Source organism: Pseudomonas panipatensis, from assembly GCF_900099785.1.
In the GTDB taxonomy this organism is placed as follows: Bacteria; Pseudomonadota; Gammaproteobacteria; order Pseudomonadales; family Pseudomonadaceae; genus Pseudomonas; species Pseudomonas panipatensis.
In genome coordinates, this window is the sequence record NZ_FNDS01000016.1 from 16417 (window position 1) to 36731 (window position 20315).

The following is a 20315-nucleotide window of genomic DNA, read 5'->3' on the forward strand; positions in this document are numbered from 1 at the left end:
CGGCGCGCACCGCCCAGGCAGCGTTGCTCCGCGCGGGCGCGCGATGGGCAGAGCATGCCCCAGTCCGTTGCAGGGGGCAGTACGTCATATGACGTATGCCGTTACGTCATCCTGCGTATGTTCCGCCACCGCGCCCGCAGCGCATCCTTGCTCCGCAGCGAAAACCCCCGCAGCCCCGGTCACAAGGGGCGACCGGCACATCACTTAGAGGAGCGAGAAGATGCACAGACCATCGGGCGTGAAACCCAGCCTTCCCCGGCGCCTGGCGCTGGGTGCCGCGGCATTGTCCCTGCTGGCGGCCAGCGTGTTCAGCCAGGGAGTGATGGCCGACACCGCCAACACCACCGGCCTGGCGGTGACCGACAAGGAAGTCACCGTCGGCCAGCTTCACTCGGCCACCGGCACCATGGCGATCTCCGAGACCGGCGCGATCCAGGCTGAGCGCCTGGCCATCGAGCAGATCAACGCCGAGGGCGGCGTGCTCGGCCGGCAGATCAAGATCATCCAGGAAGACGGCGCCTCCGACTGGCCGACCTTCGCCGAGAAGGCCAAGAAGCTGTTGGAGGCCGACAAAGTCGCCGCGGTGTTCGGCTGCTGGACCTCGGCCTCGCGCAAGGCGGTGCTGCCGATCTTCGAGAAGGACAACGGCCTGCTCTACTACCCGACCTTCTATGAGGGGCTGGAGCAGTCGAAGAACGTGTTCTATACCGGCCAGGAGGCCACCCAGCAGATCCTTTCGGCGCTGGACTGGCTGGCCAAGGAGAAGGGCGCCAAGACCTTCTACCTGGTGGGCTCGGACTACATCTGGCCGCGTACCTCGATGAAGATCGCCCGCAAGCACATCGAGAACGTGCTGCACGGTGAAGTGGTGGGTGAGGAGTACTACCCGCTGGGCGGCACCCAGTTCGGCTCGCTGACCAACAAGATCAAGCTGAAAAAGCCCGACGTGGTCTTCGCCGCTGTAGTCGGGGGCTCCAACGTGGCCTTCTACAAGCAGCTCAAGGCCGCCGGCATCACCTCGACCAAGCAGACCTTGCTGACCCTCTCGGTGACCGAGGATGAAATGCTCGGCATCGGCGGCGAGAACATGGCCGGCTTCTATTCCTCGATGAAGTACTTCCAGACCCTGGATAACGATAACAACAAGAAGTTCGTCGAGGCGTTCAAGGCCAAGTACGGCAAGGACGCGGTCATCGGCGACGTGACCCAGGCCGCCTACCTCGGCCCCTGGCTGTGGAAGATGGCGGTGGAGAAGGCCGGCAGCTTCGACGTCGACAAGGTGGTCGCGGCCTCGCCGGGCCTGGAGCTGAAGATTGCGCCGGAAGGCTATGTGAAGGTCCACGACAACCATCACCTGTGGAGCCGCTCGCGCATCGGGCAGGTCCAGCCAGATGGCACCTTCAAGGTGGTCCACGAGTCCGCCGGCCTGATCGAACCCAACCCCTTCCCCAAGGGCTACCAGTAAGCCTTGCCTGACCGGGGCCGCCCGCCGCCGGCGCGGCGGCACCACCACCTTTGCGGGAGACCCTCATGGAATGGTTATCCGAGTTCGGCGCGATCGCCGTGATGCAGGGCTTCAACGGCCTGTCGGTGTTCTGCGTGCTGCTGCTGATGGCACTGGGGCTGGCGATCATCTTCGGGCAGATGGGGGTGATCAACATGGCCCATGGCGAGTTCCTCGCCGTCGGCGCCTACACCACCTACGTGATGTCCTCGCTGACCATGCACTACTTCCCGGCTTTTCAGCCCTACTACTTCTTTTTCGCGATCGTCCTCGCCTTCTTCGTCGCTGGCGCTATCGGCTGGCTGGTGGAGTGGGCGATGATCAGCCGCCTGTACCAGCGGCCGTTGGACACCCTGCTGGCCACCTGGGGCCTGTCGCTGATCCTGCAGCAGCTGTTCCGCTCGGTGTTCGGCGCCCGCGAGGTGAGCGCCGAGATGCCGGTCTGGATCATGGGTTCCTGGAGCCCCTCCGACAGCATCGACATCCCCAAGAACGGCCTGTTCGTCATGGCCCTGACGGTGCTGCTGACCATCACCCTGTTCCTCATGCTGTACCGCTCGCGCTGGGGCCAGCAGGTCCGTGCGACCATGCAGAACCGGCTGATGGCCCGCGCCGTGGGCATCAACACCAAGCGCGTGGACCGCATGACCTTCGCCCTCGGCTGCGGCGTGGCCGGGGTGGCGGGCGCAGCCTTCACCACCATCGGCTCCATCGGCCCCACCTCCGGTTCGCTGTACATAGTCGACACCTTCCTGGTGGTGGTCTTCGGCGGCGCGGCCAGTCTGCTCGGCACCATCGCCTCGGCCTTTGGCATCGCCCAGGCGCAATCGATCATGGAGTTCTTCCTCTCCGGTTCCATGGCCAAGGTACTGACCCTGTCGGCGGTGATCCTCATCCTGATGATGCGGCCCCAGGGGCTGTTCTCGGCAAAAGTCCGCAAGTAGGGAGCGCGCGATGAACAAGGCAATCGACAATCTGCTCGGCGGCAGGCAGGGCGCCATCGGCCTGCTGGTGCTGGCCGCGCTGATCCTGGTGGTGTTCCCGCTGACGCTGGACACCTTCCGCCTGAACATGGTCGGCAAGTACCTGACCTACGCCTTCGTCGCGGTTGGCCTGGTGCTGTGCTGGGGCTACGGCGGCATCCTCAGCCTCGGCCAGGGCATCTTCTTCGGCCTCGGCGGTTACTGCATGGCGATGTTCCTCAAGCTGGAGGCCTCGGACCCGGAGAGCACCAGGATCCAGTCCACCCCCGGCATCCCGGACTTCATGGACTGGAACCAGATCACAGAGCTGCCCTGGCTCTGGCAGCCGTTCCACAGCTTCGGCTTCACCCTGGTGGCGGTGGTCGCGGTGCCGGCGTTGCTGGCCTTCGTGATCGGCCTGGCGATGTTCAAGCGACGGGTGGGAGACGTGTACTTCTCCATCGTCACCCAGGCCATAGCCGCCATCCTGACAATCCTTATCATCGGCCAGCAGGGCCTGACCGGTGGGGTCAACGGCATCACCGACCTGAAGACGGTGCTGGGCTGGGACATCCGCCCGGACAGCGCCAAGGTCATCCTTTACTTCGTCAACGCCGCGCTGCTGTTGGGCTGCATCCTGCTTGCCCGCTTCGTGCTGGCGTCCAAGCTCGGCCGCTTACTGGTGGCCATGCGCGACAAGGAAGAGCGGGTGCGTTTCTCCGGCTACGACGTGGCCAGCTTCAAGATCTTCGTGTTCTGCGTCGCCGCAGCCTTCTCGGCCATAGGCGGGGCCATGTTCGCCCTGCAGGTGGGCTTCATGTCGCCGTCCTTCGTCGGCATCGTGCCGTCCATTGAGATGGTCATCTTCGCCGCGGTCGGCGGGCGCCTATCGCTGCTCGGCGCGGTGTACGGCGCGCTGCTGGTGAACTTCGGCAAGACCTACTTCTCCGAGTCTTTTCCCGAGCTGTGGCTGTACCTGATGGGCGGGCTCTTCATCGTCGTCGTCATGTATTTCCCCAACGGCCTGGCCGGGCTCTGGGACAGCCACGGGCGCAAGTGGCTGGCGCGTTTCACCCAGGGCAAAGCGCAAACCGCCAGTGTCAACGCCAAGCCGGTGGAGGCGCTCGCCGCCGAGAGCAAAGCCCCTGAACTGGAGACCACGCCATGACCCCGACAGGTTTCGAAAGCCCCAAGCCGGTGCTGGCCATCGAGGGACTGACCGTGTCCTTCGACGGTTTCAAGGCCGTCAACGACCTCAACCTGTACGTCGACCGCAATGAGGTGCGGGTGGTGATAGGCCCCAACGGCGCCGGCAAGACCACGGTGCTTGACCTGATCTGCGGCAAGACCCGCTCCACCGCTGGCAGCATCCAGTTCGAGGGCCGCGAGCTGACAAAGATGCGCGAGTACGACATCGTCCGTGCCGGGGTCGGGCGCAAGTTCCAGAACCCCTCGATCTACGAGAACCTGACAGTGTTCGAGAACCTGGAAATGTCGTACCCGGCCGGGCGTAAGGTGTTCGGCGCGCTCTTCTTCAAGCGCACTGCCGAGGTGATCGAGCGGGTCGAGCAGGTGGCTGCCGAGATTGGCCTGGGCGAGCACCTGCAGCGCCAGGCGGACCTGCTTTCCCATGGCCAGAAGCAGTGGCTGGAGATCGGCATGCTGCTGATGCAGGACCCGCAGCTGCTGATGCTCGACGAGCCGGTGGCGGGCATGAGCGTGGCCGAACGCCAGGCTACTGCCGAGTTGCTCAAGCGCATCAGCCAGGGCCGTTCGGTGCTGGTCATCGAGCACGACATGGAGTTCGTCAAGAGCATCGCCCACCGCGTCACCGTGCTGCACCAGGGCAAAGTGCTGGCCGAGGGCAGCATGGAAGCGGTGCAGAGCAACCCGAAGGTGATCGAGGTGTACCTCGGCCACTGACGCCATCGCCTGCCGTGTCGCCGCCGGCGGCACGGCCTTCCACCCGCGCCACGCGGCTTCGGGCCACAAGGAGTTCCGCATGTTCCAGATCAGCAACCTGGTCTCCGGCTACGGCCAGAGCCGCATCCTCCACGAACTCAGCCTGGACGTGGCCAAGCGCGAGATAGTCGCGGTGATGGGCCGCAACGGCATGGGTAAGACCACCCTGTTCAAGAGCCTGATGGGCATTCTGCCGACCTGGGCCGGCTCGATCAGCGTCGACGGCCGCGACGTCTCCGCACAGGAGACCCACCAGCGGGTCGCCAGTGGAATCGCCTACGTGCCCCAGGGACGGATGATCTTCCCCAGCATGACGGTGCTGGAGAACATCCAGACCGGCCTGCCGGCTTCGGCCAAGGGGCAGGTGCCGGACGATCTCTTCGCACTCTTCCCGGTGCTCCACGAAATGCGCGGCCGCAAGGGCGGCAACCTCTCCGGTGGCCAGCAGCAGCAACTGGCGATTGCCCGCGCGCTGGCCACCAACCCCAAGGTGCTGCTGCTCGACGAGCCGACCGAAGGCATCCAGCCGTCGATCATCAAGGACATCGCCCGCACCCTGAAGGAGATCCGCAACATGCGCGACTTGACCATCGTGGTTTCCGAACAGGTACTGTCCTTCACCCTCGACATTGCCGACCGCTTCCTGGTGATCGAGAAGGGCCGTTTCGTGGTCGAGGAGACCCGCGATAAGGTCGACGAGGCCACCGTCAGCCGTTACCTGTCGGTCTGACGACGGCCCTCCAGCGGCCGCCATGCAGCAGCGTGGCGGCCGCTTCCGCACGCCTCGCAAAAACTGCCGGAAGCAGCGCCACGCCTGGGCTGCGGCATACGTCATCCGACGTATTTGCAGCGCCGGCGCCAGCCCCGAGACTGGCCCGGAACCCTCCCGCAACCGGCACAGCAAGGAGCCGCGCGATGACCGACACCCTGATCCAGGTCGACCTCAACCAGGCCGCCACCGAGAACGAGCAAGTCCACAACCGCTGGCATCCGGACATCCCCATGGCCTGCTGGGTCAACCCGGGCGATGACTTCATCCTTGAGACCTACGACTGGACCGGCGGCGCGATCAAGAACGACGACGACGCCAGCGACGTGCGCGACGTCGACTTGTCCACCGTGCACTACCTGTCCGGTCCGGTGGGGGTGAAGGGCGCCGAGCCCGGCGACCTGCTGGTGGTCGACCTGCTCGACATAGGCGCCAAGGCCGACTCGCTGTGGGGCTTCAACGGTTTCTTCTCGAAGCAGAACGGTGGCGGCTTCCTCACCGACTACTTCCCCTCCGCGCAGAAATCCATCTGGGACTTCCAGGGCATGTTCACCAGCAGCCGGCACATTCCCGGCGTGCGCTTCGCCGGGCTGATCCATCCGGGGCTGATCGGCTGCCTGCCGGACCCCAAGTTGCTGGCCAACTGGAACGCCCGCGAGCAGGAGCTGATCGACAGCAACCCGACCCGGGTGCCGCCGCTGGCCAACCCGCCATTCGCCGCCACCGCGCACATGGGCAAGCTCACCGGCGCGGCCCGCGATGCGGCCGCCGCCAGCGGCGCGCGCACCGTGCCGCCGCGCGAGCATGGCGGCAACTGCGACATCAAGGACCTGTCCCGCGGCTCGAAGATCTTCTTCCCGGTCTACGTCGACGGCGCCGGCCTCTCGGTGGGCGACCTGCACTTCAGCCAGGGCGACGGCGAGATCACCTTCTGCGGCGCCATCGAGATGGCCGGCTGGGTGCATATGAAGGTCGAACTGATCAAGGGCGGCATGGCCAAGTACGGGATCAAGAACCCGATCTTCAAGCCCAGCCCCATAGTGCCCACCTACAACAACTTCCTGATCTTCGAGGGCATCTCGGTGGATGATGCCGGCCAGCAGCACTACCTGGACGTCAACCTGGCCTACCAGCAGGCCTGCCTGAACGCCATCGAGTACCTGAAGAAGTTCGGCTACAGCGGCGCCCAGGGCTACTCGCTGCTGGGTTCGGCGCCGGTGCAAGGGCACATCAGCGGGGTGGTGGATATCCCCAACGCCTGCGCCACCCTCTGGCTGCCGACGGACATCTTCGAGTTCGACATCAACCCTAGCGCCGCCGGCCCGACCCGGTACCTGGACGGTAGCATCGACATGCCCATCGCCTACGACAATTGACGGCCAGGGCGCGGCCGCCCGCCGGCCGCGCCTCGTCGCCGGGAGCCCGCCATGCCGATCTACGAATACGACTGCCCGAACTGCGGTGACTTCACCCTGCTGCGGCCCATGGCCCAGCGTGACGAACCCTGCGCCTGCCCCTACTGCGAGACGCAGAGCATGCGGGTGATCCTCAGCGTTCCGGGATTGGCGACCATGCCTGGCAGCCAGCGCCGCGCCAACGAGGCCAACGAACGCTCGCGCCACGCCCCGCAGACCCTCGAAGAGTACAAGGCCAACCGCAAGCACGGCGCCGGCTGCAGTTGCTGCGCGCCGAGCAAGCCGGTACAGCGCACCAAGGCCAACCCCCATGGGCTGAAGACCAGCCCTTCGGCCCGTCCCTGGATGATCAGCCACTAATCCCTTTCCGCGGATGGGCGCGCGCAGCGCTGCCCGTCAGCCCGATTCCCAAGGAGTAACCCGATGCGCCATGGCGATATTTCCAGCAGCCCCGACACGGTCGGCGTCGCCGTCGTCAATTACAAGATGCCGCGCCTGCACAGCAAGGCCGAGGTGCTGGACAACGCCCGCAGGATCGCCGACATGATCAAGGGCATGAAGCTCGGCCTGCCGGGCATGGACCTGGTGGTGTTCCCCGAGTACAGCACCATGGGGATCATGTACGACCACAACGAGATGATGGCGACCGCCGCGACCATCCCCGGCGAGGAAACCGCGATCTTCTCCGCCGCCTGCCGCGAGGCGAAGACCTGGGGCATCTTCTCGCTCACCGGTGAGCGCCACGAGGAGCATCCGCATAAGGCGCCCTACAACTCCCTGGTGCTGATCAACGACCAGGGCGAGATAGTGCAGAGGTACCGCAAGTGCATTCCCTGGTGCCCCATCGAAGGCTGGTACCCGGGCGACCGCACCTACGTCAGCGAGGGCCCCAAGGGCCTGAAGATCAGCCTGATCATCTGCGACGACGGGAACTACCCGGAAATCTGGCGCGACTGCGCGATGAAGGGCGCCGAGCTGATAGTGCGCTGCCAGGGCTACATGTACCCGGCCAAGGACCAACAGGTACTGATGGCCAAGACCATGGCCTGGGCCAACAACTGCTACGTGGCGGTAGCCAACGCCACTGGTTTCGACGGCGTGTACAGCTACTTCGGCCACTCGGCGATCATCGGTTTCGACGGCCGTACCCTCGGCGAATGCGGGGAGGAGGAGATGGGCATCCAGTACGCTCAGCTGTCGGTCTCGCAGATTCGCGACGCACGCGCCAATGACCAGTCGCAGAACCATCTGTTCAAGCTGCTGCACCGTGGCTACACCGGGGTCTACGACTCCGGCGACGGCGACAAGGGCGTGGCCGACTGCCCGTTCGACTTCTACCGCACCTGGGTGCTGGATGCGCAGAAAGCCAGGGAGAACGTCGAGCAACTCACCCGCTCGACCATAGGTGTGGCGGATTGTCCGGTGGGCGAACTGCCGCATTCGGGCAAGGAACGGCAACTGGGCTGAGCCCGGCAGCGAGGAGAGGAGCCCATGCCATTCGTCAACGACCTGCTCGAGCAAAACCGCGGGCAGCTAGCCCGCGAAGGCGCTGCGCTGCTGCCCTCGCGCTTTCTCTTCGAACCCCACGCAGTAATGGCTCTGCTGCGTTCGCGCATCGTCGGCCAGGCCGCGGTGCTCGACCAGGTGGAGGCGTTGCTCAAGGTGGTGAAGGCCGACATCGGCGATCCCGAGCGGCCGCTGGGTGTCAGCCTGTTCATCGGTCCCACCGGGGTCGGCAAGACCGAGATAGTGCGGCTGCTGGCCCTGGCCATCCACGGCAGGGCGGACGCCTTGTGCCGGATCGACATGAATACCCTGGCCCAGGAGCACTATGCCGCCGCGCTGGCCGGGGCGCCGCCCGGGTATGTCGGCAGCAAGGAAGGCACCACGCTGTTTGACGCCGAGGCCATTGCGGGAAGCTACGGGCGCCCGGGTATAGTGCTGTTCGACGAGCTTGAAAAGGCCGATCGCAACGTGATCCGCACACTGCTCAACGTACTCGACAGCGGACAACTGGTGCTCAGCGCCGGCAGCAAGCGCATCGACTTCCGCAACAGCTTGATCTTCATGACCAGCAACATAGGCGCACGCAAGGTCTGGGAGTACCGGGCACCCTTCGAGCGCGGCTGGCGGCGCTGGCTCAACTTGCTGCCCCATGATCAGGGGCGGGTGCTGGAGGAGGCGCTGCATGGACACTTCGAGCCGGAGTTCCTCAACCGCATCGACCGCATCCTGGCGTTCGAGCGCATCGACGGCGATTGGTTGCAAAGCCTGCTGGACATCGAACTGGACAAGCTCAACCAGCGCCTGGGCCGGCGGGGGAGGAGCCTGGAGCTGAACGACGCCGCCAGGTTCTTCCTCTGCAGTGGGCACGATGCTCGCTTCGGCGCCCGTGACCTGGTCCGGCGTATGCGCCGGGTGCTGGAACCGGTGGTGGCGGATTTCCTACTGGAGCAACCAACGGCCTGCCGCCTGCTGGCGGACTGCGTCGGTGGGGCGCTGGAACTCCGTCGCCTGGATTGAGAGGGCTGGCCCTTCTCTCTATATTTTGTGAAGCCTCTTTGTCGAATCCAGGAAGGTGGCTGAACATGCTCCCGCTGATTTCCGTGGCGCTGGTCTGGCTGGTGGGGCGCATCCCGGGGCCGAACTTCTTCGCGGTGGCGCGGGCCGCGGCGCGCCAGTTCCGGAGCATCAAGCGAATGTGCGACCTCATCGTTAGCGTCGATGGGCACGACAGGGTTCTACCCCGTCAGCAGCCTGCGCCTAGAGCTGCAGAGCACCCAGCGGGAACTGCTCCAGGAGCGGGAAACCACGGCGACCTATGTGCGCGGGGTGGAGGATCGCGCGCACCGGGAAGTCGATCGGGTGCGCGAAGAGAGCATGGCGGTGGCCGCGCAGATGAAGGCCGTCAGTAAGCACCAAGAGCAACTACGTCAGCGCCTGGATACTGCCTTGGCTAAGCTTAGCGAAGCTCAGCAACTGGCCACCGCCGAGGCGGCGCGGGCCGCGACCTTGGCGCAGCATCTGGTCAAGCGTCTGCGTGCCCAGCGGGTCAGCGCTAAGCCTGCCAAGCTAGCCAAACGACCGAGAGAGCCGACAGATCAGAGGTAGTGCGCAGGGTTGCAGCCGACGGCACTTGGTGGGCTCAATCGAGGTTTTCGCCCAGGTAGCGAACCAGCTTCAAGGGCTCTGTGCTGTCGATCACGCGGTACATCAGGTCGCGCTTGCTGCGAGGCAGTTGCTTAGCGCAGCGCTTGGCGGTTGCCCGCACTGCAGCGTCGGTACCATGCAGGCGGACGGTAAGGAGGAGGGCGAGGAGGGCGTCTTGCAGGTTCAACTCGCGGTAGCTCGGCTTGGACAAGGGACTGAGCATGAAGTGGAATTAGACTCGGTTCAAGTGGATGATGCAATAGCGCCGGCAGAGCAGGCGTAATTTGACCTTGCCGCCGAGATGGTCATTTCCATGTCGGCGCAGCCTTCCCCCGGCTACTGCAATCGGTGAGGACTGTATGCTGTGACCGGCATCCCCCCACAGACCGGGCCTTGGTTTCGACAGGCAGGCTTTCGCCCCGGGGAGGGCGGGGCGTGCGGGTGTCAGTGCATGAATCAGCCTCTTTCATCGTCCTTGGCAGGATGGCCGAAATGTCATGCTGAACGCCCCCCGCCTGCACTACCCAGATCGATCATGTGTTCCTATCGCCATAGGGCATCTTCGTACTGGAAACGAAGTACATGAGCGGAGGGATCTTCGGCAGCGAAAAGCAGTCGCAGTGAACGCCGAAGATCAACAAGTGCACCTACAAATTCCAGAACCCACTACGACAGAACTACAAACACTTCAAGGCCCTGAAAGCCGCCTTGGGCATTACATCCACGAATGGGGCAAGTGGTGCGCGACAGCCGCATCACGCAGATCTACGAAGGCACTAATGGTCTCCAGGCGCTCGACCTGGTCCGCCGCAAACTGATGGCCGATGGTGGTGCCGATATAGGCGCGTTGCAGGCTGGTTTCAGCGAACTGTGCGACCGATTGGCCCGATGCGACACCGTGGCACCCAAGACGCCTACGGTGCAGGCGCTCCTCGGCAAGTGGCGCAAACTCACCGCCGAAGTACTCGTCGCGACCCCGCGTGATCCGAAGGAAATCGGCGTCATCTCGTTAGGCTACCCGCAATACGGCGCCTATGTGCTGCTAGCCCACCTCTGGTTGCAGGTCGCCGGCATAGCCCAGGCGGCGCTCGATGACGGTAGCGGCGAGGTCGATTTCTATCGCGCATAGCTGGCCAGCACCGATTTTTCTACCTACAGCGCATCCTGCCGCGCGCCAGCATGCACCGTGTGGCCCTGCTGGGAGGCGCCGGCTGCCTGATGGCGTTGGACGAAGCGCACTTCGCCTTCTGGGCGTGCTCCCGCGGGAGCGCCGGGACTTCTCACTCCACTGTCTTATTCAGCTTGCGATAAAGAGTGCGCGGGCTAACCCTGAGAATGCGCGCCGCTGCACTCACCTCGCCGCCGACCTTTGGCATCAGCCAGGCCAGGTAGCGCGCTTCCAGGACGTCCAAGTCCACCGGTTCGCCGAGCTGGAAGTGTTCGCCGTCGGAGGGCTGGCTGGGCGGACTTAATTCCGCTTCGTTCTGGAAGTCAGCCAGGGTGATTTCGCCACTATCGGCCATCAGACTGGCGCGTTCGATCAGGTTGCGTAGTTCACGGATGTTGCCACGATAGCGCCGCCCAGCCAGCCAGACCAGGGCGTCAGTGCTGATGCTGCGGTTCTTTTGGCGATCCACACGCTTGAGCAGGGAGCGGGCGAGCAGGGGGATGTCACTGGACCGTTCGTGCAGCGATGGTGTGCGGATGGGGAAGGTGTTGATACGGTGATAGAGGTCACGGCGGAAACTTTCCGCTTCGACCATCTCACCGAGCGCCCGGTGGGTAGCACTAATCAGGCGAAAGTCAGCGCGCAGGGTCTCCAGACCGCCGACACGGCGGTAAGTTGCAGTTTCCAGCAAACGCAGGAGTTTCACCTGCAGCGACAGCGGCAGTTCGCCGACTTCATCCAGGAACAGGGTGCCGCCGGAGGCTGCCTCCACCAGACCGTGCTTGCGGTGGCTGGCGCCCGTGAAGGCGCCTTTTTCGTAGCCGAACAGTTCGCTCTCGAACAGGCTTTCCGTTAGGCCACCACAGTCCACTGTGACAAACGGCCCGTCGCGACGCTCACTGGCTTCATGGATGGCCTGGGCTACCAACTCCTTGCCGGTGCCGGTCTCTCCCAGCAGCAGCACCGCAGCGTCGGACGCGGCGACACGCTGGATACGCTCGAGCATTTTCCTGAAGCTTGGCGCGCGCCCTACCAGCCCGCGCGCAGCTTCCTGGCCACTGGCATGGCGCAGCACACGCATGGTTTCGACGAAATAACGAATCTGTCCGTCGCTACCATGTATCGGCATCACCTCCACGGCCACGTGCTCTTCGCCATGTGGCGTGTGGTGCAAGTGCAGGACTTTCTCCGGCGTGCCCTTCTTTTGGCAACTCCCCAGAGGGCAGGCCTCGCCTGCCTGATCGCAAGGTACCGTGAAGTGGTGGGAGACCTCGTGGCAGGTGCGTCCAATCAGCGGCCCACCGGAGGAGAACTCATCCAGATAGGCACGGTTGGCGGCGACGATGCGGTAGTCGCGGCCCATGACGATGCGAGGTTCCGGTAGGTAGTCGAGGAAGGCGACCAGTTCGCCCAGGGAAGCACTCAGGGTCATGGCGTGGTCTCTGACATATTTGTCGGAAGATTTTGCCATATATGGCGAAAAAGACGACATGGTCACTTCGTCTGGCTGAGTGAATCTAATTATCCGATTGAAATATAAGTAGATTTTTTTATTCCATGCTAATGGCACAGCTCTTGTAATGACCTATTCAGAAGTAGGAACCCTGGTTGTCCGAGATGAAGGCACTGCGTCCATCCACGTCATCACTGGCTCGCGAACTGGCCCTGGTCATCGTCCTGAAAACACTATTGCTTGGCCTGCTCTGGTGGGCGTTCTTCGACGGTCAGCCCAGGCTGGCGCGGGACGTTCAGACGATTTCCACGGGGCTACTCGACAGGGTTCCTGCTTCTTCCTTCCCCGCCCGTCCGCAATAACGCCCCTGCAAGGAGTCTCACGCAGATGCTCAGCGACCATCTGGTGGATCTGTCACGGCTGCAATTCGCCGTGACGGCTCTGTACCATTTTCTATTCGTCCCGCTCACTCTGGGTCTGGTTTTTCTGCTGGTGATCATGGAAACCAGCTATGTCCTCACCGGCCGCCAGGTCTACAGGGACATGACCCAGTTCTGGGGCAAGTTGTTCGGCATCAATTTCGCCCTGGGCGTCACCACCGGGATCACCATGGAGTTCCAGTTCGGCACCAACTGGGCGTACTACTCTCACTATGTCGGCGACATCTTCGGCGCGCCCTTGGCCATCGAGGGCCTGATGGCGTTCTTCCTCGAATCGACCTTCATCGGTCTGTTCTTCTTCGGCTGGGAGCGCCTGTCAAAAGGGCAGCATTTGCTGGTCACTTTCCTGATGGCCCTCGGCTCGAATCTTTCAGCGCTGTGGATTCTCATCGCCAACGGCTGGATGCAGGACCCGGTAGGCGCCGAGTTCAGCTACCGGACGATGCGCATGGAGCTGACCGACTTCTGGGCGATGGTGTTCAACCCCACGGCCCAGGCCAAATTCGTGCATACGGTATCGGCCGGCTACGTGACCGCTTCGGTCTTCGTCCTGGCGATTTCCAGTGCATACCTGCTGCGCGGACGTGACGTGGATTTCGCCAAGCGTTCGTTCCGCATCGCAGCGGCGTTCGGTTTTGCCTCGGCCTGCTCGGTGATCGTTCTCGGCGACGAATCCGGCTATACCGTCACCGCTTCGCAGCAGACCAAATTGGCGGCCATCGAGGGTATGTGGGAAACCCACCCGGCGCCAGCCCCCTTCACGCTGTTCGCCTTGCCTGACGACGAGGCGCGCACCAACCGCTATGCGTTGCAGGTTCCTTGGCTCATGGGTCTGATTGGCACCCGTTCGATAAGCACGCAGATTCCGGGCATCCATGACATCCAGGCGAAGAACCGCCAACGCGTGCTCTCCGGTATACACGCCGTGCAGGCGCTGGAGGTGTTGCGGCGGCGGGACGCCGAGCCGGGCGCCCATGCCGAGGCTCTGGCCACCTTCAACGCGCACAAGGCCGATCTCGGTTTCGGCCTGCTGCTGAAGAAGTACATCCAGGATGTCGGCCAGGCCACGCCACAGATGATCGACCAGGCCGCGCGTGACACCATTCCCAGGGTCTTCCCGCTATTCTGGGCGTTCCGTGGCATGGTCGGCTTGGGCATGGGCCTCTTCGCCCTGTTCGCCTGCTCGCTGTACTTCAGCCTGAAGGACAGTTTCGCCGACAAGCGCTGGCTGCTGCGCTGGGCCGTGCTCTTCCTGCCGACGCCGTGGCTGGCCAGCGAACTGGGCTGGTTCGTCGCCGAATATGGCCGCCAGCCGTGGACCATATACGGCGTGCTGCCTACGCATCTTTCGGTATCCAGCCTAACCCCGGCCAGCCTGTACGGTTCGCTGGTCGGCTTCATTGGCTTCTACAGCCTGCTGCTGGTGGTAGAGATGTACCTGATGATCCGATTTGCCCGACTCGGCCCCGCCAGCCTGGGCACCGGCCGCTACAGCGGTGAACGGACCGGCGGCTTCCTGCCGGTCAACGGCTAAACCGAGGAGGCGAACATGATCGACTACATCACTCTGAAACTGATCTGGTGGGTGCTGGTTGGTGTCCTGCTGATCGGTTTCGCCATCATGGACGGTCACGACATGGGCGTTGGTACGCTGCTGCCCTTCGTCGGCCGGACCGACGCCGAGCGGCGGGTGGCGATCAACACCGTGGGGCCGCACTGGGACGGCAACCAGGTCTGGTTCATCACTGCTGGTGGCGCAATCTTCGCTGCCTGGCCACTGGTCTACGCTACCGCTTTCTCGGGCTTCTATTGGGCCATGCTGGCGGTTCTCTGGGCGCTGTTCTTCCGTCCTGTGGGTTTCGATTACCGTTCGAAGATCGCCAATCCGCGTTGGCGCCAGACCTGGGACTGGGGATTGTTCGTCGGCGGCGCGGTGCCGCCGCTGATCTTCGGCGTGGCGTTTGGCAACCTGCTGCAGGGCGTACCCTTCCATTTCGACGAGAGTTTGCGGCCGTTCTACACCGGCAGCTTCTGGGGCCTGCTCAATCCGTTCGCGCTGCTCTGCGGCCTGGTCAGTACGGCGATGATTACCACCCATGGCGCGCATTACCTGATGCTGCGCACCGATGGCGAGGTGTTCCGTCGAGCCAGGCTCGCCGCACTTGGCTTCGCCCCGCTGTGCCTGCTGTGCTTCATCGCCGCCGGCTTCTGGGTCGCCAGTCTGCCGGGCCAGGTGATCGTCGCTGGGGCCGACCCGACGGCGTTGCCCGATCCGTTGGCGAAGAGCGTCGCGCTGGTGGCCGGTGGCTGGATGCATAACTTCGAACTCTGGCCGTTGCTCTGGGGCGTGCCGGCTCTGGGCTGCCTGTGCCTGCTGCTTGGCCAGGTGCTGGCGGCGCTCAAGCGCCCGGGACTGGCTTTCATTGCTTCGTCCCTGGCGATGGCCGGCATCATCGCCACCGCCGGCGTCGCACTCTTCCCCTTCTTGATGCCATCGTCTACCGACCCGAATTCGGGGCTGACCGTTTGGGACGCGGTTTCCTCGCGTCTGACCTTACAGGTGATGTTGGTGGCGACGCTGATCTTCATGCCGTTGATCGTCATCTATACCAGTTGGGCCTATAAGGTTATGGCCGGTAAGGTGACCCTGGCGTTCATTCTCGACAACGACAAGAAAGCCTATTGAGGAGGCGCGCCATGACCCTTATCGCTGTCGCCAGCCAGAATGCGACAACCGTTACCGCGCATGCCGGACGCTGCCGCCGCTTCCTCCTCTTCGGTCGTCACGGACACCGGGTGCTGGATGAGATCGAACTGGCCCCAGAGCAGATACTCCAGCTCGCGTCACTGGACGAGCGTCACCCGCTGGCGCAGATCCGCGTGCTGATCAGCCGCGGCATCGGTGAGCATTTGTCACGGAGGCTAGGCAAGCGCGGGGTCGACGTCTACCTGACCCACCTGGCGTCGCCCGAGCTGGCCGTGCGTAGCTACCTCGGTGGCGTGCCATCTTCGCTGGAACCGAGGGCCAGCCGTTGCCATTGTGGACAACCGGACTAGAGGACAGATCATGTGGTATTTCGCTTGGATTCTCGGACTAGGCCTGGCGCTGCTGTTGTCGGTACTCAATACCTTGTATTGCGATGCCAAGGCGCCTAACGACGAGCCTGACCGCTAACACCTGCCTGAGCACGGCGGGGCGCATAGTGCGCTCCGCCGTTGGTTCGCTGATTCAGACCCGTTCCCAGGCCTCGAAGGTATACGCGAGGGCGTCTGGCGTCACTGCTTGTTCGATGCAAGGCCAGGCTATTAGCGCCGATTGAAATATGACTCAAGGCAGCTTTTCACCTCAGCAATTGTGGATACTTAAGGATGGTCTGACGTAGTCTTAAATCTCGGCTGAGTTCAGCACCTGCCGATTTTGAAAATCGGCCAATCGATCCATAACACCCAGATCAGTCGAGCTTCCCTCTCTTTTTCGCTACCGCGAGCATCTTGCAGCAGCCATATCTCGCATTACAGACGCACCTCTCCTCTGGCGCTCAGCAAATGTCGGCTGGCCATCCACAGATTCGACAGGGCAAACAGCGTCACAATTTGCGCGGCATTCTTGGCCAAAGGCCATTCTGATCAAGACATCGCATCGCATGATGCTTTCTTTTTATGTTGTGCCAGCCACTCATGATTAACACTTAAATTGGCACGATGATCGGGCTCAAATAAAATATACCCCCACCACTTATCGGCATGTCAATCTTAATGAGATGGCTGTGCTTCTTGAGAACAATCAAAACTTTATAGTTTAATATGCCTTCATAATGTGCATTGAGCAAAAGCAGCGACCTTTTGATCTTGACCAGACAGGGCAGCAAGAGCCGCTATTTTGCAATCTAATTATTGATGCTCTTTCTGTTAATGCGATTCATTGCTCTAACCCCTCAAGCCGTGCACCAATTGATTGTAGCTTGTGCAGGCGATCCTTGCTCATTTTTGGGATAAGCCATCTTAAGGTTTTCAAATCAACAAAGGACAACCTGAGATACTACCAATCTTGTTTTTCTTTATTAGCGATGAGAGCGAAATGCCAGCAGACATCATAGATGTGCGCTCACCGGCGAAGGCATTGGGTAACGTGCCGCCCGGCTTGAACGAGTCGCCTAGCGCAAGCCAAAGTACTTGGCTATCGTGTTCTGTATTCCTATCCCTAAGCAAGGAGGCATTAACTCCAGTCGAAATCGCCGTCCCCTGATAGCAGTCGCTATCTAGGCTCATGAACTTTCTACAATCCATGTACTCATCCAGGGTCTGGGCATCATGGATCGACTCCGAAATTGGTTCTGCCGATATCAAACATGAAAGATGGCTCATTTTTGAACCACGCATCAATGTCGTCTATAATTATTCTGATAGTTAACTAGAAACACCTTATTCATTATCTTTGAAAGAAGCTAGCTTCCGAAATTATTTTGAGCCAAATCATGAAAATACATGCTGATGAGTTTCGTGTGCGAGAGGGAGATAATGTTTGCCTTGAAAATTGGCCGACTATAGTGGATCCACTATACAAGTCGAGGACTCAATACGAGAAGTTCCTGAGAGCGCATGTTGAAGAACTTAGCTCGCTGCAGCAACTTCAATATGCATCCAATCGATATGCTGTCCTGCTGATTTTCCAGGCTATGGATGCTGCTGGAAAGGATGGCGCCATCAGGCACGTGATGTCAGGAGTCAATCCTCAAGGTTGCCAAGTGTTCAGTTTTCAACACCCCAGTGCTGCCGAACTGCAACACGACTTTCTCTGGCGCACCACACGCAATCTTCCTGAACGAGGGCGGATCGGTATCTTCAACCGATCCTATTACGAAGAGGTCCTGATCGTGCGCGTTCATCCCCATATACTCCGCGGCGAAGGAATTCCGGATCCTATCGATGACGAGAATATTTTCTGGCAGAGTCGCTACCGTTCGATCATGGATTTGGAAGCACACCTTCACTGCAATGGAACTCGTATTGTCAAATTCTTTCTCCATCTATCGAAAGAAGAGCAACGGAAGCGATTTCTGGCTCGCATTGACGAACCAGAGAAGAACTGGAAGCTCAGTCTTGCGGATATTGAGGAGCGAAAATACTGGAGTCAATATATGAGTGCATATGAAGAGTGTCTCAGCGCAACAAGTACAAGCAATGCGCCTTGGTACATCGTTCCTGCCGATGACAAGGAAAATACTAGATTAATAGTCTCTCAAATAATTATTGATACATTTAAAGGATTGAAAATGAACTATCCGCAAGCCAGTGCAGAGAGGAAGATCGAACTACTTTCATTCCGCAAAAAGCTTGAAGAGTAGAAAAAGCATCCGCCAGTCTGTGCTTTATCTTTCAAAAGCCCATGCGAATGCGACTTTCGTACCCGAATGCAAAACTATAAAAAACTAAAAATACGTAGCGCTAGCCACACAGGCCACCCGTCAGGTAGCTTTTAATTCCAAGAACTTGGCCAGTTCCACCGCCAAAGGGGTTATCCGCTGTTCAGCCGCTTGTAATGCTTCGCTTTTAGCTTGTGACCAAGTAGCGATAAGCGCCTCTAGGTCAGGCTCGACCTTTGCCTTCAAACACCACTGATGGCAATCATGCCAACTCCCAAGAGAAGACTGAAGTTTCTTCAGCTCGGAAAGCAGGTGGCCAGGCAATGGGTAGAGCTCCGGATAGGCCTCTTGTGAGTAGCGGGCATGTTTGATCCTCAGTCGAATATCATGCCGATCGTGGGCCGGATCGCTCAAGGCCAGGCTCAGGCGCTGCAACTGCCTAGAGATGCTTCTTGTGGTTCGCTTTTTCAGGTGTCTGATATGAATGTAACCAATTTCACGCCTGAAAGTATCGGGCCAATCAGCCAGCTCGGTGAAGAGCCCCCTGATTAGAGGGTTTTCATCGGCAGTTTTATACCAATAAGAAACCTTAAGGCGACGCAACTGTGCCAACTCGATAAGGCCATGCCGCTCCAATTCCTCAGCCATTACTTCCAGATCACGGACAGGGGTGGTCATTTTTCCAACTGCTGACGTTGCCTTTTCCAGGTCAGCGGAAATGGACTTCATGCCCAAGGTCTTCAGCAGGCTGCGCAGACGGCGCTGGCCGATACGGAAATCGTGCAACGCCTCAGCGTCCGTTTCGGAGACCACTCTGGCGTATGCATGGAAAAGATCCACCTCGATGCCTATCACTCTGGCAACGACCACATCCAAGAAATCCATTCTTCATCTCCTTGCAAATCGTCGGTGCAATGTAGCTGCCTTTTTGTCTGAAAGAAGGAATTTCCTCCTTCAGACATCCGTTGATAGATCCAGCCTCTTATCTACTGCGATAATTAACTGCAATGCCTGTATCCAACTTGGTCCGAGTTTATGCCCCTCAATGCTGAGCAAACATCCTCCGCTGAAACACTGAACGACCAGACTAGCTCAGGCCTCTAGCGCTTTCGCCGCCCACGTTGCCGTGAGTGGCGGCAGCGGCTGGCATTCTGGCTTGGTGCTTTGCTGGTGGGGTTGGTCGCCCTGGCGTTTGCTTGGCTGGCTGACGAGGCGTTTATCCTGTTTCGCTCCGGGCTGGCACAAGCGACGTGGCTGCCATTGCTCATCACTCCACTAGGATTTGCGCGCTCACCTGGTGCATGCAACGCTGGTTCAGTAACGCTAAAGGAAGTGGTATACCCCAGGTCATCGCTGCCATTGATCGACTATTGACCCGTTTGTCCGTCGCTACGTTCTGGCCTTTGCGGAGCCTTGGGCACTCCGGTGATTTGGAGCGAAAATTGACCTGGCTCAAGGCGAAGACACTCGTCATCTTCAAGATTGGTTCTGTTTGGTGCTGAACGATCATGGGCACCATGTAGGGTTGTCAATTTACCCACAAGAAAGGGGAGGGTAATTCTATGCGTCGAATCATTGCAGCCTCTGTGATTGCCGGACTCGTATCCGCTTACGCCTGTGCGGCCTTTGCCGAGGACCAGGAGAGAACACAGGATCAAACGCAAGGTCGAACCCAGACCCAGACCCATGATCGAATCTATGGCAGTCAGCTCATGACGCCGCAGGAGCGCAGTGAGTATCAGCACAAGATGCGCAATGCCAAGACCGCCGAGGAGCGTGAGCAAATACGACAGCAGCATCATATCGAGATGCAAAAGCGAGCCAAGGAAAAAGGCATGACCTTGCCCGATGCGCCTCAACCCGGGAAAGGTGGCATGGGGCCGGCTGGCGGTCAGGGGCCCGGTAAGGGAGGCGGACAGGGAGCAGGTGCCGGCAAAGGCGGTGGACAGGGCGGAAATGGCGCTGGCAAGGGGGGGAGTTAGGGCACCTGTAAGGGGATTGCCACTCAGGTCTGAGGGCCGGGGCGTGGGCCACTGCACTTCCTGTCAAAAGTTTTAAGTTGCAGAGAACGGGATGCTAGGAGCCGCCCCATATGATCACTCCAAGCCTAGAGCTTGAGCCGATACCGG

The 20315-nt window shown here is 60.9% G+C and carries 20 protein-coding genes and 4 pseudogenes; 20 read left to right on the forward strand and 4 right to left on the reverse strand.

Translation table 11 applies throughout. The features are described from left to right. Positions 1–220 precede the first annotated feature (220 nt). From urtA to BLQ74_RS25150, 10 genes are all read left to right on the forward strand, one after another. Positions 221–1465 carry an urea ABC transporter substrate-binding protein gene (urtA, locus tag BLQ74_RS25105; protein WP_090267973.1) on the forward strand — a complete coding sequence of 415 codons (1245 nt, stop codon included), beginning with the start codon at positions 221–223 and terminating at the stop codon, positions 1463–1465. A 65-nt stretch (positions 1466–1530) separates the two neighbouring features. Further along, complete coding sequence (gene urtB, locus BLQ74_RS25110; RefSeq protein WP_170842872.1) at positions 1531–2448, forward strand: urea ABC transporter permease subunit UrtB; 918 nt, start codon at positions 1531–1533, stop codon at positions 2446–2448. Positions 2449–2458: 10 nt separating this feature from the next. Next, a complete protein-coding gene (gene urtC / locus BLQ74_RS25115; protein ID WP_090267975.1) occupies positions 2459–3634 on the forward strand; it encodes an urea ABC transporter permease subunit UrtC in 1176 nt (391 codons plus the stop codon). Beyond that, positions 3631–4389 carry an urea ABC transporter ATP-binding protein UrtD gene (gene urtD / locus BLQ74_RS25120; RefSeq protein WP_090267977.1) on the forward strand — a complete coding sequence of 253 codons (759 nt, stop codon included), beginning with the start codon at positions 3631–3633 and terminating at the stop codon, positions 4387–4389. Before urtC ends, urtD begins: the two co-directional genes overlap by 4 nt. A 79-nt stretch (positions 4390–4468) precedes the next feature. Next, complete coding sequence (urtE, locus tag BLQ74_RS25125; protein WP_090267978.1) at positions 4469–5158, forward strand: urea ABC transporter ATP-binding subunit UrtE; 690 nt, start codon at positions 4469–4471, stop codon at positions 5156–5158. A gap of 185 nt (positions 5159–5343) precedes the next feature. Continuing rightward, a complete protein-coding gene (fmdA, locus tag BLQ74_RS25130) occupies positions 5344–6573 on the forward strand; it encodes a formamidase (RefSeq protein WP_090267980.1) in 1230 nt (409 codons plus the stop codon). 51 nt (positions 6574–6624) lie between these two features. After that, complete coding sequence (locus tag BLQ74_RS25135) at positions 6625–6972, forward strand: FmdB family zinc ribbon protein (RefSeq protein WP_090267982.1); 348 nt, start codon at positions 6625–6627, stop codon at positions 6970–6972. A 63-nt stretch (positions 6973–7035) separates the two neighbouring features. Then, entirely contained in the window at positions 7036–8079 is a 1044-nt protein-coding gene (locus tag BLQ74_RS25140; RefSeq protein WP_090267983.1) for an aliphatic amidase, read from the forward strand. A gap of 24 nt (positions 8080–8103) precedes the next feature. Then, on the forward strand, positions 8104–9135 hold the full coding sequence (locus BLQ74_RS25145) for an AAA family ATPase (RefSeq protein WP_090267985.1): 1032 nt from the start codon (positions 8104–8106) through the stop codon (positions 9133–9135). A 201-nt stretch (positions 9136–9336) separates the two neighbouring features. After that, on the forward strand, positions 9337–9723 hold the full coding sequence (locus BLQ74_RS25150; RefSeq protein WP_170842873.1) for a hypothetical protein: 387 nt from the start codon (positions 9337–9339) through the stop codon (positions 9721–9723). Positions 9724–9757: 34 nt separating this feature from the next. On the opposite strand, the gene BLQ74_RS25155 is transcribed toward BLQ74_RS25150, so the two are convergent. Next, the gene (locus tag BLQ74_RS25155; protein WP_244507263.1) at positions 9758–9985 is read right to left on the reverse strand and encodes a DUF7740 domain-containing protein; all 228 of its coding nucleotides are present in this window, start codon (positions 9983–9985) and stop codon (positions 9758–9760) included. Positions 9986–10272: 287 nt separating this feature from the next. Between BLQ74_RS25155 and BLQ74_RS27825 the strand changes: the two are divergent. Further along, positions 10273–10479 (forward strand): annotated as a pseudogene (locus BLQ74_RS27825) (nuclease-related domain-containing protein); the annotation flags it as partial. A gap of 10 nt (positions 10480–10489) precedes the next feature. After that, a pseudogene (locus BLQ74_RS27830) lies at positions 10490–11010 on the forward strand (acyl-CoA dehydrogenase C-terminal domain-containing protein); the annotation flags it as partial. 32 nt (positions 11011–11042) lie between these two features. Here the strand turns inward: BLQ74_RS27830 and BLQ74_RS25165 are convergent. Further along, positions 11043–12362, reverse strand: coding sequence for a sigma-54 interaction domain-containing protein (locus tag BLQ74_RS25165; RefSeq protein WP_090267987.1), 1320 nt, complete (start codon positions 12360–12362; stop codon positions 11043–11045). A gap of 185 nt (positions 12363–12547) precedes the next feature. Here BLQ74_RS25165 and cydP point away from each other — a divergent pair, with 185 nt between their 5' ends. Genes cydP through cydX form a run of 5 tightly spaced genes read left to right on the forward strand, consistent with a single transcriptional unit; the run spans position 12548 to position 15998 of the window. After that, on the forward strand, positions 12548–12745 hold the full coding sequence (gene cydP, locus BLQ74_RS25170) for a cytochrome oxidase putative small subunit CydP (protein WP_342028966.1): 198 nt from the start codon (positions 12548–12550) through the stop codon (positions 12743–12745). Positions 12746–12770: 25 nt separating this feature from the next. Then, positions 12771–14357, forward strand: a complete 1587-nt coding sequence (locus BLQ74_RS25175; protein WP_090267991.1) for a cytochrome ubiquinol oxidase subunit I — start codon at positions 12771–12773, stop codon at positions 14355–14357. A gap of 15 nt (positions 14358–14372) precedes the next feature. Further along, positions 14373–15509 carry a cytochrome d ubiquinol oxidase subunit II gene (cydB, locus tag BLQ74_RS25180; RefSeq protein ID WP_090267992.1) on the forward strand — a complete coding sequence of 379 codons (1137 nt, stop codon included), beginning with the start codon at positions 14373–14375 and terminating at the stop codon, positions 15507–15509. An 11-nt stretch (positions 15510–15520) separates the two neighbouring features. Beyond that, a complete protein-coding gene (locus BLQ74_RS27250) occupies positions 15521–15880 on the forward strand; it encodes a NifB/NifX family molybdenum-iron cluster-binding protein (RefSeq protein WP_139199126.1) in 360 nt (119 codons plus the stop codon). Between the two features lie 10 nt (positions 15881–15890). After that, complete coding sequence (gene cydX / locus BLQ74_RS25190) at positions 15891–15998, forward strand: cytochrome bd-I oxidase subunit CydX (RefSeq protein ID WP_090267994.1); 108 nt, start codon at positions 15891–15893, stop codon at positions 15996–15998. Between the two features lie 338 nt (positions 15999–16336). Here the strand turns inward: cydX and BLQ74_RS27255 are convergent. Further along, a pseudogene (locus tag BLQ74_RS27255) lies at positions 16337–16438 on the reverse strand (IS5/IS1182 family transposase); the annotation flags it as partial. Positions 16439–17298: 860 nt separating this feature from the next. On the opposite strand from BLQ74_RS27255, the gene BLQ74_RS25195 reads away from it, so the two are divergent. After that, complete coding sequence (locus BLQ74_RS25195) at positions 17299–18168, forward strand: ADP-polyphosphate phosphotransferase (RefSeq protein WP_090267996.1); 870 nt, start codon at positions 17299–17301, stop codon at positions 18166–18168. A 120-nt stretch (positions 18169–18288) separates the two neighbouring features. On the opposite strand, the gene BLQ74_RS25200 is transcribed toward BLQ74_RS25195, so the two are convergent. Further along, positions 18289–19071, reverse strand: coding sequence for a CHAD domain-containing protein (locus tag BLQ74_RS25200; protein ID WP_090267998.1), 783 nt, complete (start codon positions 19069–19071; stop codon positions 18289–18291). Between the two features lie 279 nt (positions 19072–19350). Here BLQ74_RS25200 and BLQ74_RS28255 point away from each other — a divergent pair. Together BLQ74_RS28255 and BLQ74_RS25210 are read left to right on the forward strand one after the other, a co-directional pair. Further along, positions 19351–19568: pseudogene (locus tag BLQ74_RS28255) on the forward strand (chloride channel protein); the annotation flags it as partial. Positions 19569–19748: 180 nt separating this feature from the next. After that, positions 19749–20168, forward strand: coding sequence for a hypothetical protein (locus tag BLQ74_RS25210; RefSeq protein ID WP_090267999.1), 420 nt, complete (start codon positions 19749–19751; stop codon positions 20166–20168). The last annotated feature ends 147 nt before the right edge of the window (positions 20169–20315 follow it).

Excerpts from the sequence above, each read along its gene's own strand:
- urtA (WP_090267973.1), top strand. The coding sequence starts at position 221 with ATGCACAGACCATCGGGCGTGAAACCCAGCCTTCCCCGGCGCCTGGCG.
- urtB (WP_170842872.1), top strand. The coding sequence starts at position 1,531 with ATGGAATGGTTATCCGAGTTCGGCGCGATCGCCGTGATGCAGGGCTTC.
- urtC (WP_090267975.1), top strand. The coding sequence starts at position 2,459 with ATGAACAAGGCAATCGACAATCTGCTCGGCGGCAGGCAGGGCGCCATC.
- urtD (WP_090267977.1), top strand. The coding sequence starts at position 3,631 with ATGACCCCGACAGGTTTCGAAAGCCCCAAGCCGGTGCTGGCCATCGAG.
- urtE (WP_090267978.1), top strand. The coding sequence starts at position 4,469 with ATGTTCCAGATCAGCAACCTGGTCTCCGGCTACGGCCAGAGCCGCATC.
- fmdA (WP_090267980.1), top strand. The coding sequence starts at position 5,344 with ATGACCGACACCCTGATCCAGGTCGACCTCAACCAGGCCGCCACCGAG.
- BLQ74_RS25135 (WP_090267982.1), top strand. The coding sequence starts at position 6,625 with ATGCCGATCTACGAATACGACTGCCCGAACTGCGGTGACTTCACCCTG.
- BLQ74_RS25140 (WP_090267983.1), top strand. The coding sequence starts at position 7,036 with ATGCGCCATGGCGATATTTCCAGCAGCCCCGACACGGTCGGCGTCGCC.
- BLQ74_RS25145 (WP_090267985.1), top strand. The coding sequence starts at position 8,104 with ATGCCATTCGTCAACGACCTGCTCGAGCAAAACCGCGGGCAGCTAGCC.
- BLQ74_RS25150 (WP_170842873.1), top strand. The coding sequence starts at position 9,337 with ATGGGCACGACAGGGTTCTACCCCGTCAGCAGCCTGCGCCTAGAGCTG.
- BLQ74_RS25155 (WP_244507263.1), bottom strand. The coding sequence starts at position 9,985 with ATGCTCAGTCCCTTGTCCAAGCCGAGCTACCGCGAGTTGAACCTGCAA.
- BLQ74_RS25165 (WP_090267987.1), bottom strand. The coding sequence starts at position 12,362 with ATGACCCTGAGTGCTTCCCTGGGCGAACTGGTCGCCTTCCTCGACTAC.
- cydP (WP_342028966.1), top strand. The coding sequence starts at position 12,548 with ATGAAGGCACTGCGTCCATCCACGTCATCACTGGCTCGCGAACTGGCC.
- BLQ74_RS25175 (WP_090267991.1), top strand. The coding sequence starts at position 12,771 with ATGCTCAGCGACCATCTGGTGGATCTGTCACGGCTGCAATTCGCCGTG.
- cydB (WP_090267992.1), top strand. The coding sequence starts at position 14,373 with ATGATCGACTACATCACTCTGAAACTGATCTGGTGGGTGCTGGTTGGT.
- BLQ74_RS27250 (WP_139199126.1), top strand. The coding sequence starts at position 15,521 with ATGACCCTTATCGCTGTCGCCAGCCAGAATGCGACAACCGTTACCGCG.
- cydX (WP_090267994.1), top strand. The coding sequence starts at position 15,891 with ATGTGGTATTTCGCTTGGATTCTCGGACTAGGCCTGGCGCTGCTGTTG.
- BLQ74_RS25195 (WP_090267996.1), top strand. The coding sequence starts at position 17,299 with ATGAAAATACATGCTGATGAGTTTCGTGTGCGAGAGGGAGATAATGTT.
- BLQ74_RS25200 (WP_090267998.1), bottom strand. The coding sequence starts at position 19,071 with ATGGATTTCTTGGATGTGGTCGTTGCCAGAGTGATAGGCATCGAGGTG.
- BLQ74_RS25210 (WP_090267999.1), top strand. The coding sequence starts at position 19,749 with ATGCGTCGAATCATTGCAGCCTCTGTGATTGCCGGACTCGTATCCGCT.